The sequence below is a fragment of the Streptomyces anulatus genome, assembly GCF_014650675.1.
In the GTDB taxonomy this organism is placed as follows: domain Bacteria; phylum Actinomycetota; class Actinomycetes; order Streptomycetales; family Streptomycetaceae; genus Streptomyces; species Streptomyces anulatus.
The window spans coordinates 30897-49286 of sequence record NZ_BMVK01000027.1; the positions used below are offsets into that span (position 1 = coordinate 30897).

General features: G+C 66.5%; 13 protein-coding genes and 1 tRNA gene. 1 reads left to right on the forward strand and 13 read right to left on the reverse strand.

All coding sequences use genetic code 11. From position 1 onward, the window contains the following. Nucleotides 1–58: 58 nt before the first annotated feature. The 13 genes from fusA to IE272_RS36945 all read right to left on the reverse strand — a co-directional run bounded on the left by fusA (nucleotide 59) and on the right by IE272_RS36945 (nucleotide 16901). Nucleotides 59–2188, reverse strand: a complete 2130-nt coding sequence (gene fusA / locus IE272_RS36885) for an elongation factor G (protein WP_007445916.1) — start codon at nucleotides 2186–2188, stop codon at nucleotides 59–61. A 38-nt stretch (nucleotides 2189–2226) separates the two neighbouring features. Next, nucleotides 2227–2697, reverse strand: coding sequence for a 30S ribosomal protein S7 (rpsG, locus tag IE272_RS36890; protein WP_007445917.1), 471 nt, complete (start codon nucleotides 2695–2697; stop codon nucleotides 2227–2229). Nucleotides 2698–2699: 2 nt separating this feature from the next. Beyond that, on the reverse strand, nucleotides 2700–3071 hold the full coding sequence (rpsL, locus tag IE272_RS36895) for a 30S ribosomal protein S12 (protein ID WP_190010053.1): 372 nt from the start codon (nucleotides 3069–3071) through the stop codon (nucleotides 2700–2702). A gap of 461 nt (nucleotides 3072–3532) precedes the next feature. Continuing rightward, complete coding sequence (locus tag IE272_RS36900; RefSeq protein ID WP_007445918.1) at nucleotides 3533–7432, reverse strand: DNA-directed RNA polymerase subunit beta'; 3900 nt, start codon at nucleotides 7430–7432, stop codon at nucleotides 3533–3535. Between the two features lie 98 nt (nucleotides 7433–7530). Further along, the gene (rpoB, locus tag IE272_RS36905; protein ID WP_056701168.1) at nucleotides 7531–11016 is read right to left on the reverse strand and encodes a DNA-directed RNA polymerase subunit beta; all 3486 of its coding nucleotides are present in this window, start codon (nucleotides 11014–11016) and stop codon (nucleotides 7531–7533) included. Nucleotides 11017–11640: 624 nt separating this feature from the next. Then, entirely contained in the window at nucleotides 11641–12024 is a 384-nt protein-coding gene (rplL, locus tag IE272_RS36910; RefSeq protein WP_007445920.1) for a 50S ribosomal protein L7/L12, read from the reverse strand. Between the two features lie 84 nt (nucleotides 12025–12108). Then, nucleotides 12109–12666, reverse strand: coding sequence for a 50S ribosomal protein L10 (gene rplJ / locus IE272_RS36915; protein ID WP_007445921.1), 558 nt, complete (start codon nucleotides 12664–12666; stop codon nucleotides 12109–12111). A gap of 273 nt (nucleotides 12667–12939) precedes the next feature. After that, complete coding sequence (locus IE272_RS36920; protein ID WP_190010055.1) at nucleotides 12940–13857, reverse strand: SCO4651 family lipoprotein; 918 nt, start codon at nucleotides 13855–13857, stop codon at nucleotides 12940–12942. A 171-nt stretch (nucleotides 13858–14028) separates the two neighbouring features. Then, nucleotides 14029–14751: a 50S ribosomal protein L1 gene (rplA, locus tag IE272_RS36925; protein ID WP_007445923.1), complete on the reverse strand. Its 723-nt coding sequence runs from the start codon at nucleotides 14749–14751 to the stop codon at nucleotides 14029–14031. An 80-nt stretch (nucleotides 14752–14831) separates the two neighbouring features. Beyond that, the gene (gene rplK, locus IE272_RS36930) at nucleotides 14832–15266 is read right to left on the reverse strand and encodes a 50S ribosomal protein L11 (protein WP_007445924.1); all 435 of its coding nucleotides are present in this window, start codon (nucleotides 15264–15266) and stop codon (nucleotides 14832–14834) included. Nucleotides 15267–15443: 177 nt separating this feature from the next. Further along, nucleotides 15444–16361, reverse strand: a complete 918-nt coding sequence (gene nusG, locus IE272_RS36935) for a transcription termination/antitermination protein NusG (RefSeq protein ID WP_190010057.1) — start codon at nucleotides 16359–16361, stop codon at nucleotides 15444–15446. 73 nt (nucleotides 16362–16434) lie between these two features. After that, the gene (gene secE / locus IE272_RS36940; protein ID WP_007445927.1) at nucleotides 16435–16722 is read right to left on the reverse strand and encodes a preprotein translocase subunit SecE; all 288 of its coding nucleotides are present in this window, start codon (nucleotides 16720–16722) and stop codon (nucleotides 16435–16437) included. A 106-nt stretch (nucleotides 16723–16828) separates the two neighbouring features. Beyond that, a tRNA-Trp gene (locus IE272_RS36945) sits at nucleotides 16829–16901 on the reverse strand. Nucleotides 16902–17113: 212 nt separating this feature from the next. Between IE272_RS36945 and IE272_RS36950 the strand changes: the two genes are divergently transcribed. Next, the gene (locus IE272_RS36950) at nucleotides 17114–18340 is read left to right on the forward strand and encodes a pyridoxal phosphate-dependent aminotransferase (RefSeq protein ID WP_050360966.1); all 1227 of its coding nucleotides are present in this window, start codon (nucleotides 17114–17116) and stop codon (nucleotides 18338–18340) included. Nucleotides 18341–18390: the final 50 nt, after the last annotated feature.

Sequence of the window (18390 nt, forward strand, 5' to 3'; positions counted from 1 at the left end):
GCTGTGCGGAATGCCCGCCCGGCTCCGGTGACAAGCCTAAAGCGTGAGCTCGGGAGAGTTACTCGCCCTTGGCCTTCGCGATGATCTCCTCGGCGACGTTCCGCGGAACCTCGGCGTAGGAGTCGAACTGCATCGAGTAGCTTGCGCGACCCGAGGTCTTGCTGCGGAGGTCTCCGACGTAGCCGAACATCTCCGAGAGGGGCACGAGGCCCTTCACGACGCGAGCGCCGCTGCGCTCCTCCATGGCCTGGATCTGGCCACGGCGGGAGTTGAGGTCGCCGATGACATCGCCCATGTAGTCCTCGGGCGTGGTGACCTCGACGGCCATCATCGGCTCAAGGAGCACGGGAGAGGCCTTGCGGGCACCCTCCTTGAACGCCTGCGAACCGGCGATCTTGAAGGCGAGCTCCGAGGAGTCGACCTCGTGGTAACCACCGTCGAGAAGGGTGACGCGGACGCCGACCATCTCGTAACCGGCCAGGATGCCGAACTGCATGGCTTCCTGGGCACCCGCGTCCACCGAGGGAATGTACTCACGGGGGATGCGGCCACCGGTGACCTTGTTGACGAACTCGTAGGAGGCGTCGCCACCCTCGATGGGCTCGAGGGCGATCTGCACCTTCGCGAACTGGCCGGTACCACCAGTCTGCTTCTTGTGCGTGTAGTCGATGCGCTCGACGGCCTTGCGGATCGTCTCGCGGTACGCGACCTGGGGCTTGCCGACGTTCGCCTCGACGCGGAACTCGCGCTTCATGCGGTCGACGAGCACCTCGAGGTGAAGCTCGCCCATACCACCGATGATGGTCTGGCCGGTCTCCTCGTCGGAGTGCACCTGGAAGGAGGGGTCCTCCTCCGAGAGGCGCTGGATGGCGACACCCAGCTTCTCCTGGTCACCCTTGGACTTCGGCTCGATGGCGACCTGAATGACCGGCGCCGGGAAGTCCATGGACTCCAGGATGACCGGGTTCTTGTCGTCGCACAGCGTCTCACCGGTGGTGGTCTGCTTGAGACCCATGACGGCGATGATGTCGCCGGCGCCCACCGATGCGATCTCCTCACGCTTGTTCGCGTGCATGCGGTAGATCTTGCCGATGCGCTCCTTCTTGCCCTTGACGGAGTTCAGCACCGCGGTGCCGGCCTCCAGGCGACCGGAGTAGATCCGGACGAAGGTGAGCTTGCCCAGGTGCGGGTCGCTCGCGATCTTGAACGCCAGGCCGGAGAACGGCTCGTCGTCCGAGGGCTTGCGGGCGATGACCTTCTCCGGGTCCTTCACGTCGTGGCCCTCGATGGCCTCGACGTCCAGGGGGGAAGGCAGGTAGCGCACGACCGCGTCGAGCAGGGGCTGGACGCCCTTGTTCTTGAACGCGGTGCCACAGAACACCGGGGTGACGGTGACGGAGTCGGCCGTGCCCTTCGACGCCAGCGTGATGCGGCGGATCGCCTCGTGCAGCTGGTCCTGGGTGGGCTCGGTGCCCTCCAGGTACAGCTCCATCATGGCGTCGTCGTTCTCGGCGACGGCCTCGAGGAGCTTCCCGCGCCACTCGGCGGCGGACTCCTGGAGGTTCTCCGGGATCTCGACGGTGTTGTACATCTCGCCCTTGGCGGCCTCTTCGGGGTACACGAAGGCCTTCATCGACACGAGGTCGACGACGCCGGTGAAGTCCGCTTCGGCGCCGATGGGGAGCTGCATGACGATCGGGGTCGCGCCGAGGCGGTCGATGATCATCTGGACGCAACGGAAGAAGTCGGCACCGGTGCGGTCGAGCTTGTTGACGAAGCAGATACGCGGAACGCCGTAGCGGTCCGCCTGACGCCAGACGGTCTCGGACTGCGGCTCGACGCCGGCCACACCGTCGAACACGGTGACGGCGCCGTCGAGGACGCGGAGCGAACGCTCCACCTCGACGGTGAAGTCGACGTGACCCGGGGTGTCGATGATGTTGATGGTGTGGTCAACATCGTTGAGCGGCCAGTGGCAGGTCGTCGCGGCGGACGTGATCGTGATGCCGCGCTCCTGCTCCTGCTCCATCCAGTCCATCGTGGCAGCGCCGTCGTGGACTTCACCGATCTTGTAGCTCACACCGGTGTAGAAGAGGATCCGCTCAGTGGTGGTCGTCTTCCCCGCGTCGATGTGGGCCATGATCCCAATGTTGCGGACCTTGGCCAGGTCAAGCGAAGTGGTGGCCATAAGGCTCAATCTTCTCTCGGTCTCGATGGGGGTAGCGACTACCAGCGGTAGTGCGCGAAGGCCTTGTTGGACTCGGCCATCTTGTGGGTGTCCTCACGCTTCTTGACCGCAGCGCCGAGGCCGTTGGAGGCGTCGAGCAGCTCGTTCATGAGGCGTTCGGTCATGGTCTTCTCGCGGCGGGCACGGGAGTAACCGACGAGCCAGCGCAGAGCGAGGGTGGAGGCGCGACCGGGCTTGACCTCGATCGGCACCTGGTAGGTGGCGCCACCGACACGGCGGGACTTGACCTCGAGCGAGGGCTTGACGTTCTCAAGCGCGCGCTTCAGCGTGATGACCGGGTCGTTGCCGGTCTTCTCGCGGAGGCCTTCCATGGCGCCGTACACGATCCGCTCGGCGGTGGAACGCTTGCCGTCGAGGAGGATCTTGTTGATCAGCGAGGTGACAAGAGGAGAGCTGTAGACCGGGTCGATGATGACCGGGCGCTTCGGGGCGGGGCCCTTACGAGGCATTCTTACTTCTCCTTCTTGGCGCCGTAGCGGCTGCGGGCCTGCTTGCGGTTCTTGACACCCTGGGTGTCAAGGGAGCCGCGGATGATCTTGTAACGAACACCCGGCAGGTCCTTCACACCGCCACCACGCACGAGCACGATGGAGTGCTCCTGCAGGTTGTGTCCCTCACCCGGGATGTAGGCCGTGACCTCGATGCCGGAGGTCAGACGCACACGCGCGACCTTACGGAGCGCCGAGTTCGGCTTCTTCGGGGTGGTCGTGAACACACGCGTGCAGACACCGCGACGCTGGGGCGAACCCTCGAGCGCGGGCGTCTTGTTCTTCTCGACCTTGTCCTGCCGGCCCTTCCGGACCAGCTGCTGGATCGTAGGCACTACTTCTCCGGTTTCTGTGTGCCGTTCGTGAAACTAACCTGGAACATCGCCGACCCACGCGGTCGGGTGTGTCGAATACTGCGGACTTCCGCCCCAAGGGCGGCAGTCGGCACAGATTGCGGTGGCTACTGACGGACTCGCGGTGCGGTTGAGGACACGCACCCGAGCCCAGGCACACCCCAGGCACAAGGCTTGAGCGTACCTACCTCACGGAGCTGGGTCAAAACAAATGCTGTCCACGCCGACACGCCGGGGCGCCGGCGCCCTCCGGCCGAAGCCGGTGACCACCCCCGTCGGCCCCGTACGCGCAGGTCCGCACCCCAGGGGCCCGACGTCCGCCGCCCGGCCGTGTCCGGGGCCCACAGAGCCCGGCAAGGCCGCCCTCCGCACACGCCGGAGGGCGGCCACCCCGTGGTGTACGGGGTGACCGCCCTCCGGTCGTTCAAGCGACGAGCACGCGCTTACTGGTTGTACGGACCGTAGTCGTAGTCCTCCAGCGGGACGGCCTGGCCGGAGCCGGTGCCGAACGGCGAGTAGTCGATGTCGTCGTAGCCGACGGCCGAGTACATCGCGGCCTTGGCCTCCTCGGTCGGCTCGACCCGGATGTTGCGGTAGCGGGACAGGCCCGTACCGGCCGGGATGAGCTTACCGATGATGACGTTCTCCTTGAGGCCGATCAGGGAGTCCGACTTGGCGTTGATCGCCGCGTCGGTGAGGACCCTGGTCGTCTCCTGGAAGGACGCCGCCGACAGCCACGACTCGGTGGCGAGCGAGGCCTTGGTGATACCCATCAGCTGCGGACGGCCGGAGGCGGGGTGACCGCCCTCGGTGACCACACGACGGTTCTCGGTCTCGAACTTCGACCGCTCGACCAGCTCGCCCGGAAGCAGCTCCGCGTCGCCGGACTCGATGATCGTCACGCGGCGGAGCATCTGCCGGATGATGATCTCGATGTGCTTGTCGTGGATCGACACGCCCTGCGAGTTGTAGACCTTCTGGACTTCGCCGACCAGGTGGACCTGGACCGCACGCTGGCCGAGGATGCGCAGCACGTCGTGCGGGTTGGTCGCACCGACGGTGAGCTTCTGGCCCACCTCGACCGGGTCGCCCTCGCCCACGAGCAGACGGGCACGCTTCGAGATCGGGAACGCAGTCTCGTCGCTGCCGTCGTCCGGGGTGACGACGAGCTTCTTGGTCTTCTCGGTCTCCTCGATCCGCACGCGGCCCTTGGCCTCGGAGATCGGGGCGACACCCTTGGGCGTACGGGCTTCGAAGAGCTCGACGACTCGGGGCAGACCCTGGGTGATGTCGTCACCGGCCACACCACCGGTGTGGAAGGTACGCATCGTCAGCTGGGTGCCGGGCTCACCGATGGACTGGGCGGCGATGATGCCGACCGCCTCACCGATGTCGACCAGCTTGCCGGTGGCGAGCGAGCGTCCGTAGCAGAAGGCACAGGTGCCGACCGCGGACTCACAGGTCAGGACCGAGCGGGTCTTGACCTCCTCGACGCCGGCGCCCACCAGGGCGTCGATCAGGACGTCACCGAGGTCGACGTTGGCAGGCGCGATGACCTTGCCGTCCACCACGACGTCCTCGGCGAGCATGCGGGCGTAGACCGAGGTCTCGACGTCCTCCGTCTTGCGGAGCACGCCGTCGGCGCCCTTGACCGCGATCTTCAGCTTGAGGCCGCGGTCGGTGCCGCAGTCCTCCTCGCGAATGATCACGTCCTGCGAGACGTCCACCAGACGACGGGTCAGGTAACCCGAGTCGGCGGTACGCAGGGCGGTGTCCGCCAGACCCTTACGGGCACCGTGCGTGGAGATGAAGTACTCCAGAACGGTGAGGCCCTCGCGGAAGGACGCCTTGATGGGACGAGGGATCGTCTCGTTCTTGGCGTTCGACACCAGACCACGCATACCCGCGATCTGACGCATCTGCATCATGTTTCCTCGGGCGCCCGAGTCGACCATCATGAAGATGGGGTTCGTCTTCGGGAAGTTCGCGTTCATCGCCTCGGCAACCTCGTTGGTCGCCTTGGTCCAGATCGCGATGAGCTCCTGCGTGCGCTCGTCCTTGGTGATCAGACCGCGCTCGTACTGCTTCTGGACCTTCTCGTCCTGCTCCTCGTAGCCCTTGACGATGGCCTTCTTGGCCTCGGGCACGACGATGTCGGAGACGGCCACGGTGACGCCCGAACGGGTCGCCCAGTGGAAGCCCGCCGCCTTCAGGTTGTCGAGCGTCGCCGCCACGATGACCTTGGGGTAGCGCTCGGCCAGGTCGTTGACGATCTCGGAGAGCTGCTTCTTGCCCACCGAGTAGTCGACGAACGGGTAGTCCTCGGGCAGCAGCTCGTTGAAGAGCGCGCGGCCCAGGCTGGTCCGCAGCCGGAAGGTGTCGCCGGGCTGGTACTCCGGCTCACCCTCCTCGGCGACCGGCGGCACCCAGCCACGCGGCGGCATGGTGCCGACCGGGAAGCGGATGTCGACCTTCGCCTGCAGCGACAGCTCGCGGGCGTCGAAGGCCATGGTGGCCTCGGCCGTGGAGCCGAACGCGCGGTCCGTGCCCTTGACGTTGCGGCCCTCTTCGTCCGTGGTGAGGAAGAAGAGGCCCAGCACCATGTCCTGGGTCGGCATGGTGACGGGACGACCGTCGGCCGGCTTCAGGATGTTGTTCGAGGACAGCATCAGGATGCGGGCCTCGGCCTGCGCCTCCGCGGAGAGCGGCAGGTGCACGGCCATCTGGTCACCGTCGAAGTCCGCGTTGAACGCGGTGCAGACGAGCGGGTGGATCTGGATGGCCTTGCCCTCGACCAGCTGCGGCTCGAAGGCCTGGATGCCCAGGCGGTGCAGGGTGGGCGCACGGTTCAGCAGCACCGGGTGCTCGGCGATGACCTCTTCGAGGACGTCGTACACGACGGTGCGGCCACGCTCGACCATGCGCTTGGCCGACTTGATGTTCTGCGCGTGGTTCAGGTCCACCAGGCGCTTCATCACGAACGGCTTGAAGAGCTCCAGCGCCATCGCCTTCGGCAGACCGCACTGGTGCAGCTTGAGCTGCGGACCGACGACGATCACGGAACGCGCGGAGTAGTCCACACGCTTGCCGAGGAGGTTCTGACGGAAACGACCCTGCTTGCCCTTGAGCATGTCGCTCAGGGACTTCAGGGGGCGGTTACCGGGACCGGTGACCGGGCGACCGCGGCGGCCGTTGTCGAACAGCGCGTCGACGGCCTCCTGCAGCATCCGCTTCTCGTTGTTCACGATGATCTCGGGGGCGCCGAGGTCAAGGAGACGCTTGAGGCGGTTGTTGCGGTTGATCACACGGCGGTACAGGTCGTTCAGGTCGGAGGTCGCGAAGCGGCCACCGTCCAGCTGCACCATCGGACGCAGGTCCGGCGGGATGACCGGCACGCAGTCGAGCACCATGCCCTTGGGCTTGTTGCTGGTCTGCAGGAACGCGGAGACGACCTTGAGGCGCTTGAGCGCACGGGTCTTCTTCTGGCCCTTGCCGGTGCGGATGATCTCGCGGAGGCGCTCGGCCTCCTCGTCGAGGTCGAAGGACTCCAGGCGCTTCTGGAGCGCCGCGGCGCCCATGCAGCCGTCGAAGTACGTACCGAAGCGGTCACGCAGCTCGCGGTAGAGCAGCTCGTCGCCCTCCAGGTCCTGGACCTTGAGGTTCTTGAAGCGGCTCCACACCTCGTCGAGGCGGTCGATCTCGCGCTGCGCACGGTCGCGCAGCTGCTTCATCTCACGCTCGGCGCCTTCGCGCACCTTGCGGCGCACGTCCGCCTTGGCGCCCTCGGCCTCCAGCTCGGCCAGGTCGGTCTCGAGCTTCTTGGCGCGGGCCTCCAGGTCGGAGTCGCGGCGGTTCTCGGTCTGCTGGCGCTCGACGGAGACGTGAGCCTCCAGGGACGGCAGGTCGCGGGTACGACGCTCCTCGTCCACGAACGTGATCATGTACGCGGCGAAGTAGATGACCTTCTCGAGGTCCTTCGGCGCGAGGTCCAGCAGGTATCCGAGGCGCGAGGGAACGCCCTTGAAGTACCAGATGTGGGTGACGGGAGCGGCAAGCTCGATGTGGCCCATCCGCTCACGACGCACCTTGGCGCGAGTGACCTCGACGCCGCAGCGCTCGCAGATGATGCCCTTGAAGCGGACACGCTTGTACTTGCCGCAGTAGCACTCCCAGTCCCGGGTCGGACCGAAGATCTTCTCGCAGAAGAGTCCGTCCTTTTCGGGCTTGAGCGTGCGGTAGTTGATGGTCTCCGGCTTCTTCACTTCGCCGTGCGACCAGGTCCGGATGTCGTCCGCGGTGGCAAGGCCGATCCGCAGCTCGTCGAAGAAGTTGACGTCGAGCACTTGTCGTCAATCCCTCTTTCGGGGTCTCGTCTCAATCAATGGTCTGAACGGGTCCGGGGAGGGCCGGCCGCCTCGGGACGAGGCGGCCGGCCGGCCCGTCAGACCTCTTCGACGCTGCTCGGCTCGCGCCGGGACAGGTCGATACCGAGTTCCTCCGCCGCACGGAAGACGTCCTCGTCCGTGTCGCGCATCTCGATGGACATGCCGTCCGAGGACAGCACCTCCACGTTGAGGCAGAGCGACTGCATTTCCTTGATGAGCACCTTGAAGGACTCGGGAATGCCGGGCTCGGGGATGTTCTCGCCCTTGACGATGGCCTCGTAGACCTTCACGCGGCCGGTCACGTCGTCGGACTTGATCGTCAGGAGCTCCTGGAGGGCGTATGCGGCGCCGTAAGCCTCAAGGGCCCACACCTCCATCTCACCGAAGCGCTGACCACCGAACTGTGCCTTACCACCCAGCGGCTGCTGGGTGATCATGGAGTACGGACCGGTCGAACGCGCGTGCAGCTTGTCGTCGACCAGGTGGTGCAGCTTGAGGATGTACATGAACCCGACCGAGACCGGGTCCGGGAACGGCTCGCCGGAGCGGCCGTCGTAGAGCTGGGCCTTGCCGGAGGGCTGGACCAGGCGGTCGCCGTCGCGGTTGGGGATCGTGGCCTGGAAGAGGCCGGTGATCTCGTCCTCGCGCGCACCGTCGAAGACGGGCGTGGCGACGTTGGTGCCGGGGGCGACCTGGTCGGCGCCGATGAACTGCAGGCGCTGGGCCCACTCGTCACCGAGGCCGGAGACGTCCCAGCCGCGGCTGGCGAGCCAGCCGAGGTGGATCTCCAGGACCTGTCCCGGGTTCATTCGGGACGGGACACCCAGCGGGTTGAGGATGATGTCGACCGGGGTGCCGTCCTCCAGGAACGGCATGTCCTCGATCGGCAGGATCTTGGAGATGACGCCCTTGTTGCCGTGACGGCCGGCGAGCTTGTCACCATCGGTGATCTTGCGCTTCTGCGCGACGTAGACGCGGACCAGCTGGTTCACGCCCGGCGGCAGCTCGTCGCCCTCTTCGCGGTCGAAGACGCGGACGCCGATGACCTTGCCGATCTCACCGTGCGGCACCTTCAGCGAGGTGTCGCGCACTTCGCGCGCCTTCTCACCGAAGATCGCGCGGAGCAGGCGCTCCTCGGGGGTCAGCTCGGTCTCGCCCTTGGGCGTGACCTTGCCGACGAGGATGTCGCCGGCGACGACCTCGGCACCGATCCGGATGATGCCGCGCTCGTCGAGGTCCGCGAGGACCTCTTCGGAGACGTTCGGGATGTCCCGGGTGATCTCCTCCGGGCCGAGCTTGGTGTCACGGGCGTCGACCTCGTGCTCCTCGATGTGGATCGAGGAGAGGACGTCGTCCTGCACGAGGCGCTGCGACAGGATGATCGCGTCCTCGTAGTTGTGACCCTCCCACGGCATGAACGCCACGAGCAGGTTCTTGCCGAGGGCCATCTCACCGTTCTCGGTGGCCGGTCCGTCGGCGAGCACCTGGTCGGCGATGATCCGGTCGCCCTCGGAGACGACGACCTTCTGGTTGACCGAGGTGCCCTGGTTGGAGCGCATGAACTTGGCGATGCGGTACGTGGTGTACGTGCCGTCGTCGTTCGTGACGGTGATGTAGTCCGCGGAGACCTCCTGGACCACACCGTCCTTCTCCGCCTTGAGGACGTCACCGGCGTCGGTGGCGCAGCGGTACTCCATGCCGGTGCCGACGAGCGGGGCCTCCGACTTGATGAGCGGCACCGCCTGCCGCATCATGTTCGCGCCCATGAGGGCACGGTTGGCGTCGTCGTGCTCCAGGAAGGGGATCATCGCGGTGGCGACGGACACCATCTGGCGCGGCGAGACGTCCATGTAGTCGACGTCCGTGCCGGGCACGTAGTCGACCTCTCCGCCACGACGGCGGACCAGGACGCGGGGCTCGGTGAAGCGCAGCTCGTCGGAGAGCGTCGCGTTCGCCTGGGCGATGACGAAGCGGTCCTCCTCGTCGGCCGTGATGTAGTCGACGTCGTCGGTGACCTGGCCGTCGACGACCTTGCGGTACGGCGTCTCGATGAAGCCGAACGCGTTGACGCGGCCGTACGAGGCGAGCGAACCGATCAGACCGATGTTCGGGCCTTCGGGGGTCTCGATCGGGCACATACGTCCGTAGTGGGACGGGTGCACGTCTCGGACCTCGAAGCCGGCCCGCTCACGGGAGAGACCACCCGGGCCAAGAGCCGACAGGCGGCGCTTGTGGGTGAGACCCGACAGCGGGTTGTTCTGGTCCATGAACTGCGACAGCTGGCTGGTGCCGAAGAACTCCTTGATGGAGGCGACGACCGGCCGGATGTTGATCAGGGTCTGCGGCGTGATCGCCTCGACGTCCTGGGTGGTCATGCGCTCACGCACGACGCGCTCCATCCGCGCCAGGCCCGTACGGACCTGGTTCTGGATGAGCTCGCCGACGTTGCGCAGACGACGGTTGCCGAAGTGGTCGATGTCGTCGGTCTCGACGACGATCTCGCGACCCGACTCACCGGTCGTCTCGGTCTCACCGGCGTGCAGCTTGACCAGGTACTTGATGGTCGCGATGACGTCGTCGGTGGTGAGCACCCCGGCGTCCAGCGGCTCATCGGCGCCGAGCTTCTTGTTCACCTTGTAGCGGCCGACCTTCGCGAGGTCGTAGCGCTTCGGGTTGAAGTAGAGGTTCTCGAGCAGCGTCTGAGCGGCCTCGCGCGTCGGCGGCTCGCCCGGACGCAGCTTGCGGTAGATGTCGAGCAGCGCGTCGTCCTGGCCCTGGGTGTGGTCCTTCTCCAGGGTGGCGCGCATCGACTCGTACTCGCCGAACTCCTCCAGGATCTGCTCGGTGCTCCAGCCGAGAGCCTTGAGGAGGACGGTGACGGATTGCTTGCGCTTGCGGTCGATGCGGACACCGACCATGTCGCGCTTGTCGATCTCCATCTCCAGCCAGGCACCCCGGGACGGGATGATCTTGGCGGAGAAGATGTCCTTGTCGGACGTCTTGTCGATGGAGGAGTCGAAGTAGACACCCGGCGAGCGGACCAGCTGCGACACGACGACACGCTCGGTGCCGTTGATGACGAAGGTGCCCTTGTTGGTCATGAGCGGGAAGTCGCCCATGAAGACCGTCTGGGACTTGATCTCGCCGGTCTCGTTGTTGGTGAACTCGGCCGTGACGAAGAGCGGCGCGGCGAACGTGAAGTCGCGCTCCTTGCACTCGTCGATCGAGTTCTTCGGGGGCTCGAAGCGGTGGTCGCGGAACGTAAGCGACATCGACCCGGAGAAGTCCTCGATCGGTGAGATCTCCTCGAAGATCTCCTCCAGGCCGGACTTGGTGGGGACGTCTTGTCCACTGTCCAGAGCAGCCTCGACGCGAGCCTTCCAGGCGGCGTTGCCGAGGAGCCAGTCAAAGCTCTCGGTCTGCAGCGCGAGGAGGTTCGGAACCTCGAGGGGCTCCTTGATCTTTGCAAAAGAGATGCGCAGCGGGGCGGTGCTGGCACCGTTGTTCGTATTCGCGGTCGAGGCGTTGCGCGAGGCGGCCAAGAGGGGGTCCTTCCGAGGGCTCGGACTCACTACGCGCGTACCGGTCCCACCCTGGACACAAAGACAGGCCGTTCCAAATCGGTCGCAAAACGACCAGGTCGGAGGGGGTCGGTCATCGGTGCTTCAGCGTGGGCATGCCCCTGGTGACGGGCAGGAGGCAGCTAACAGGCAGCGCAAAGGGTCAGTGTAGCCAAGCGGCACACTGATGTCCAGTCGGGGTTCTCAGAGACCCACGTTGCTCTCAACAGCTGTTCTCAACACCTATGTCTAGCCCTAGCCCTCGCGCGGGGTGCGCTCTTCTTTACTGCCCTCTTCACTCTCGATCCATGCCTCGGATACGGATCGAAGTGATGACGCGTCCTGAGAATTGCGCGCCGCGTCCGGTTCGTCAAGGCCCGCCGGTCCGATCGGACCTCCAGGAGCCTCGGCCGGCCACCCCCGGGAAGACCGCGGGACGCCCCTGAGGGGCCCGCGAGAGGCGCACGGCGAAGATCACCCTACTCGTCGTCGGCGGAAGAGCAAGGCACCCGCCCCGGGCACGCCGAAGGGCGACCACCCGGATGGGTGATCGCCCTTGGCGCGGGCACGTGACGTGCCCAGGGAGTCCGGAGGACTCCCGAGGTGTTACTTGACCTCGACGGAAGCGCCGGCGGCCTTGAGGGACTCGGCAGCCTTCTCGGCGGCCTCCTTGGCGACCTTCTCGAGGACCGGCTTCGGGGTGCCGTCGACGAGGTCCTTGGCCTCCTTGAGACCCAGCGAGGTCAGCTCACGCACGACCTTGATGACCTGGATCTTCTTCTCGCCGGCACCGGTGAGGATGACGTCGAACTCGTCCTGCTCGGCCTCGGCCTCGGCCGGGGCGCCACCAGCGGCGGGGCCGGCGACGGCGACGGCCGCAGCGGCGGTGACGTCGAACTTCTCCTCGAAGGCCTTGACGAACTCGGAGAGCTCGATGAGGGTCATGCCTTCGAACTGCGCGAGCAGGTCGTCCTGGGACAGCTTCGCCATGATAGGCGTCCTTCCACTATTCGGCAGGTGCCGGATGTATATGTCGGCGGGCGTACGTGGAGCCCGCTGGACCGCTGAGCGAAATTACTCGGCGGCCTCGGCGGGAGCCGGAGTACCGGCACCGCCCTGCTCTTCCTTCTTGGCGCGAAGCGCTTCCGCGGTGCGGACGAACTTCGACGGCAGTGCCTGGAAGAGCTGCGCAGCCTGAGTCTGCTTGCCCTTGAAAGCACCGGCCAGCTTGGAGAGCAGAACCTCGCGGGACTCGAGGTCCGCGAGCTTCTTGATCTCATCGGCGGACAGCGCCTTACCGTCAAGGACACCGCCCTTGATGATGAGGTTGGGGTTGTCCTTGGCGAAGTCACGAAGACCCTTCGCCGACTCCACCGGGTCACCGGTGACGAAGGCAACCGCCGTCGGACCCGAGAACAGGTCGTCCAGCGTGTCGATCCCGGCCTCGTTGGCCGCAATCTTGGTCAGCGTGTTCTTCACCACGGCGTACTGGGCGTTCTCACCGAGCGAACGGCGCAGCTCCTTGAGCTGTGCCACGGTGAGACCCCGGTACTCGGTCAGCACGGCGGCGTTCGAGCTGCGGAACTGGTCCGTCAGCTCGGCTACCGCGGCAGCCTTGTCGGGCCTTGCCATGAGCGTCGGCCTCCTTCCGGGTGATGAGGACCGCTCAGAAGGGGCCGGGAAAGACGAAACGCCCCAGCACAAGTGCCAGGGCGCGGCTCGACCGAACAGAGTCCGGGAGCGTTCCACAGTCACCTGCGCAGGTCGTCCGATCTAGCGGAACCTTCGGTCACCGTCCCTCTTGCGAGGCACAGTGACGACCAGCGGTCTTTGGCTTCTTGGTGAGAGTACGCGACCGGATGCGGGACGAGCAAATCCGTCCCTGTTCGTCCCTCGCGGGAGGTGTCAGGAGGCGCCGCCCGGGGTATCGCCCTGCTGCTTCAGCATCTCCTTGAAGTCCACGGTGTCCGAGGCCGACGGCTTCTCGGAGGGGACCTCGGTGCCGTAGTCGCTGTAGAAGAGCGTCGAGTTGAACGTGCCGGTCTTCATCTCGCCGCGCTCGGTCTTCTTCACCAACAGGTCGTTCTTGTCGACCCAGATGTCGACGGTCTGGGTGGTCACCCCGGCCAGGGCGAGCTGCTCCTTGAACGCGGCCAGCTGCTTCGCGTCCAGGTTGCTGTTCTTCGCGGTCAGGTCGGCCACGTCGACCCTGCCGGAGTAGTGCGTCGCGGGGACCCCGCGGACGTCCTCCTGGCCGACCTTCTTCACGTCGCCGGAGGCCAGGAGCGCCTTCACGCCCTGCTCGGGCGTGCTGTTCTGGATCTGGTCCTTCATGACGTCGCCGGAGGCCCCGCCCAGCTCGGCGAGGTCCTTGTAGGAATACCGGATCCAGTGCTTGCCGCCGGTGTTGGCCGCCATGGCGTCGCCCATGTTGGCGTAGTACTCGTCCTTGAAGTAGCGCGCCTGGACCGATCCGTCGCCGCCGGCCTGCTTCAGGGCGTCGCCCATGGTGCCGCCGGTGTACGTGATGGTCAGCGCGCCCGAGAGGCCGTCGGCCCAGCCGATGGCCCCGGACTGCTTCATGGACATGGCGCTGCCCATCTCGGTGGTGCCCTCGACCTTCGCGGACTGAGCGCCCCCGGTCTTCTGCTGCACCTGCTTCAGCGCGGCCACGGGGCTCGCCTTGGATATGGCGCCCGCCTTGTCCTTACCGGCGCCGCTGGAACCCTCCGAGCCGTCGGAGCCACTGCAGGCCGCCATCGACGTCAGTGCCGCCGCGGCGGCCAGAGCCGTGCCCATGCGTCGTGCCGTGCTCGTCCTCATCTAACCGGTCCACCCCTCGTATCGTCCGTCGTCCCCCGCACCACAGTGACACAGGGCACTGACAGCCAGAGGGCCTTACGGAAACGAGGACGGGCCCCGCACCTCGAAAGGTTGCGGGGCCCGTTCACAGAGTGCACGCGTACGACGCGGCTACCGGGTGAGCACGGAGGCTCAGACGGAGGCCGGGTCCTCCTCGACGAGGAGGTTGCGGGTGCGGTTGGCGTCCAGCGGGATGCCGGGGCCCATCGTGGTGGCCAGCGTGGCCTTCTTGATGTAGCGGCCCTTGGCGGCGGACGGCTTCAGACGGAGGATCTCGTCCAGCGCCGCTGCGTAGTTCTCCACCAGCTTGGTCTCGTCGAACGAGGTCTTGCCGATGATGAAGTGCAGGTTCGAGTGCTTGTCGACGCGGAACTCGATCTTGCCGCCCTTGATGTCGTTGACAGCCTTCACGACATCGGGGGTGACGGTGCCGGTCTTCGGGTTCGGCATCAGACCACGCGGACCGAGCACGCGGCCCAGGCGGCCGACCTTGCCCATGAGGTCCGGGGTCGCGACGACGGCGTCGAAGTCCAGACGGCCCTTCGCCACCTCGTCGATGAGCTCGTCGGCGCCGACGATGTCGGCTCCAGCGGCTTCCGCGGCCGCAGCACGGTCACCGGTCGCGAAGACCAGGACCCGGGCGGTCTTGCCGGTGCCGTGCGGGAGGTTCACGGTGCCACGGACCATCTGGTCGGCCTTGCGCGGGTCGACACCCAGGGCAAAGGCGACCTCGACGGTGCTGTCGAACTTCGTGGAGGCGGTGTCCTTGGCGATACGGACGGCCTCGAGCGGGGCGTAGTTGCGCTCCCGGTCGATCTTGGCGTCCGCAGCGCGGAGGTTCTTGCTGCGCTTCACTTCTACTCCTGTGGTTTCAGAGTGTGGAGTCGTGGTGCGGACCAGCGCTTGGTCCTACCACTGGGGGTGACGGGGCTGAATCAGCCTTCGACCGTGATGCCCATGGAACGGGCGGTGCCGGCAATGATCTTCGACGCGGCGTCGAGGTCATTGGCGTTCAGGTCGGGGAGCTTCGTCGTGGCGATCTCGCGGACCTGGGCGGCCGTCAGCTTGGCAACCTTGGTCTTGTGCGGCTCGCCGGAGCCCTTGTCCACACCCGCGGCCTTGAGGATCAGCTTGGCGGCCGGCGGAGTCTTCGTGATGAAGGTGAAGGAACGGTCCTCGTAGACCGTGATCTCCACCGGCACGACCATGCCACGCTGCGACTCGGTCGCGGCGTTGTAGGCCTTGCAGAACTCCATGATGTTGACGCCGTGCTGACCGAGCGCGGGGCCGACCGGCGGGGCCGGGTTCGCCGCACCGGCGTTGATCTGGAGCTTGATAAGCCCCGTGATCTTCTTCTTCTTGGGAGGCATTGCTCTCTCCGGGTCCTAGTGAGAGTGTTTCGCCGCCAATTCCGGTCATCCGGATGGAGGCATACCGCACAACGATAACGGGTATAGCTGCGCGACCAAAAACCAAGCAGGTCAGAGCGGCTGCGAAGCCCCTCTGACCTGCTGGGTAGGCATGTGTCCAGAAACCGGCGGGAAGCGCTAGTTCTTCTGGATCTGGTCGAAGCTGAGCTCGACCGGGGTCTCGCGGCCGAAGATCTCGACGAGGCCCTTGACCTTCTTCGAGTCGGCGTTGATCTCGTTGATCGTGGCCTGCAGCGTGGCGAACGGACCGTCCGTGACGGTGACCGAGTCGCCGACCTCGAAGTCCAGCACCTGGACCTCGACCTTGCGGGACGGAGCCGGCTTGCCCTCGGCCTCGGCGGCCTCGCGGGCGGCCTTCTCCTCGGCCTCCGGGGCGAGCATCTTGACGATCTCGTCCAGGGTCAGCGGGTACGGGTCGTAGGCGTTGCCCACGAAGCCGGTGACACCCGGCGTGTTCCGCACGACGCCCCAGGACTCGTTCGTCAGGTCCATGCGCACCAGCACGTAGCCGGGGAGCTTGTTCTGCCGGACGTTCTTGCGCTCGCCGTTCTTGATCTGGACGATTTCCTCTTCAGGCACCTCGGCCTGATAGATGAACTCCTCCACGTTCAGCGAGACGGCGCGCTGCTCCAGGTTGGCCTTCACGCGCTTCTCGTAACCGGCGTACGTGTGGATGACGTACCACTCACCGGGGAGCGTGCGGAGCTCGTCGCGCAGGGCGGCGACGGGGTCGACGGGGGCGGCCGGCTCGGCCTCTTCCTCGTCGGCGGTCTCGTCGGCGGTCTCGTCGTCGGCCTCGTCCTCAGCGGCCTCGTCCTCGTCGGACTCGACTGCCTCGGCGGCGTCCTCGTCGGACTCCTCCGCCTCGACGTTCACGGCTGCCTGCTCGGCGGGCTCGCCCGCGGCGAGGTCGGCGGCCTCGGCCTGGTCCGGGTCCACGGAGTCAGCAGCCTCAACGATGTCGAGCTCGTCCTTGGCGGACTCGAAGGCGCCAGCCTCGGGCTCGACGGCGTCGTTCAGGTTCGGGTCAGACACGATGGCTGCTTCTTCCTGGATACAAAGGGTGGAACGTGCGAAAGGGGCGCCGGGTCCGACGCCTTCCGCGTGATCAGCCGAAGACGTACTTGACGACCCGGGCGAAGCCCATGTCGAGAACGGTAACAAGACCGATCATGACGACGACGAACACGATCACCACGGAGGTGTACGTCGTCAGCTGGCTACGCGTCGGCCAGACAACCTTACGGAGTTCGGCGACGATCTGGCGGTAGAACAGCGCGAGCCGACCCAGAGGGCCCTTCTTGCCGCGCTTACCGCCCTTCCGAGTCTTCTTCTTCGACTCGGGAGCTTCATCCTCAGCATCAGGCATGTCGATGGAGCCCACGGCGTCCGTCACGCTACTCACCTGATTCCGGGTCGTGGCCGTGCCGCGCCCGGTGGAGCCGCACGGCTGTGCAATGAAGTACGTACATGCGCACACATCCTGGCGAAGGAGTGTGTAGCAGGGCCGGAGGGACTTGAACCCCCAACCGCTGGTTTTGGAGACCAGTGCTCTACCAATTGAGCTACGACCCTTTGTGGTTTCCACCAACCTACCGCATCTTTCCCGGTGACCGGGTGCAGGAACGGTGCGGCTGGTGAAGGCCAACGACAGGTGAGTGTACGTGTTCAGGGCCGCCGCGTCGAACAGACAACAACCGACCGGTCCTGTCCGCATGCTGTCCGGGTCCGGTCCGGTCCCTGAAACCCCTGTGCCGACGGCTTTCGCGGTCTGGGAGCATGGGGCCATGAGCGCTGCAACTTCACCGTCCGAGCGCCGGGTTTCCGCCCGCATCGGTGCGATCTCCGAGTCCGCGACCCTCGCCGTCGACGCCAAGGCCAAGGCCCTCAAGGCCGCCGGGCGTCCGGTGATCGGCTTCGGGGCCGGCGAGCCCGACTTCCCGACGCCCGACTACATCGTCGACGCCGCGGTCGAGGCCTGCCGCAACCCGAAGTACCACCGCTACACCCCCGCAGGCGGGCTCCCCGAGCTCAAGGCCGCCATCGCAGAGAAGACGCTGCGCGACTCCGGCTACGAGGTCGACGCCAGCCAGATCCTGGTGACCAACGGCGGCAAGCAGGCCATCTACGAGGCCTTCGCCGCGATCCTCGACCCGGGCGACGAGGTCATCGTCCCCGCCCCGTACTGGACCACCTACCCCGAGTCGATCCGACTCGCCGGCGGTGTCCCGGTCGAGGTCGTCGCCGACGAGACCACCGGCTACCGGGTCTCCGTCGAGCAGTTGGAGGCCGCGCGCACCGAGAAGACCAAGGTCGTCCTGTTCGTCTCGCCGTCCAACCCGACCGGCGCCGTCTACAGCGAGGCCGACGCCGAGGCCATCGGCCGCTGGGCCGTCGAGCACGGCCTGTGGGTCATGACCGACGAGATCTACGAGCACCTCGTCTACGGCGACGCCACCTTCACCTCGCTCCCGGCGATCGTCCCCGAGCTGCGCGACAAGTGCATCGTCGTCAACGGCGTCGCCAAGACGTACGCGATGACCGGCTGGCGCGTGGGCTGGATCATCGGCCCGAAGGACGTCGTCAAGGCCGCGACCAACCTCCAGTCGCACGCCACCTCCAACGTCTCCAACGTCGCCCAGATCGCCGCGCTCGCGGCCGTCTCCGGCCCGCTGGACGCCGTCGCCGAGATGCGCACCGCCTTCGACCGCCGCCGGGGCATCGTCGTGCGGATGCTCAACGAGATCGACGGCGTGTTCTGCCCCGAGCCCGAGGGCGCCTTCTACGCCTACCCGGCCGTGAAGGACCTGCTCGGCAAGGAGATCCGCGGCAAGCGTCCGGCCACCACCGTCGAGCTGGCCGCGCTGATCCTGGACGAGGCCGAGGTCGCCGTCGTCCCGGGCGAGGCCTTCGGCACCCCGGGCTACCTGCGCCTGTCCTACGCCCTGGGCGACGAGGACCTGATCGAGGGCGTCTCGCGGATCCAGAAGCTGCTGGGCGAGGCCAAGGCCTGACCGGTCCCGGAACCGCTCGGACAGAGAGCGCCCCCGGCCGCTGGAATCCT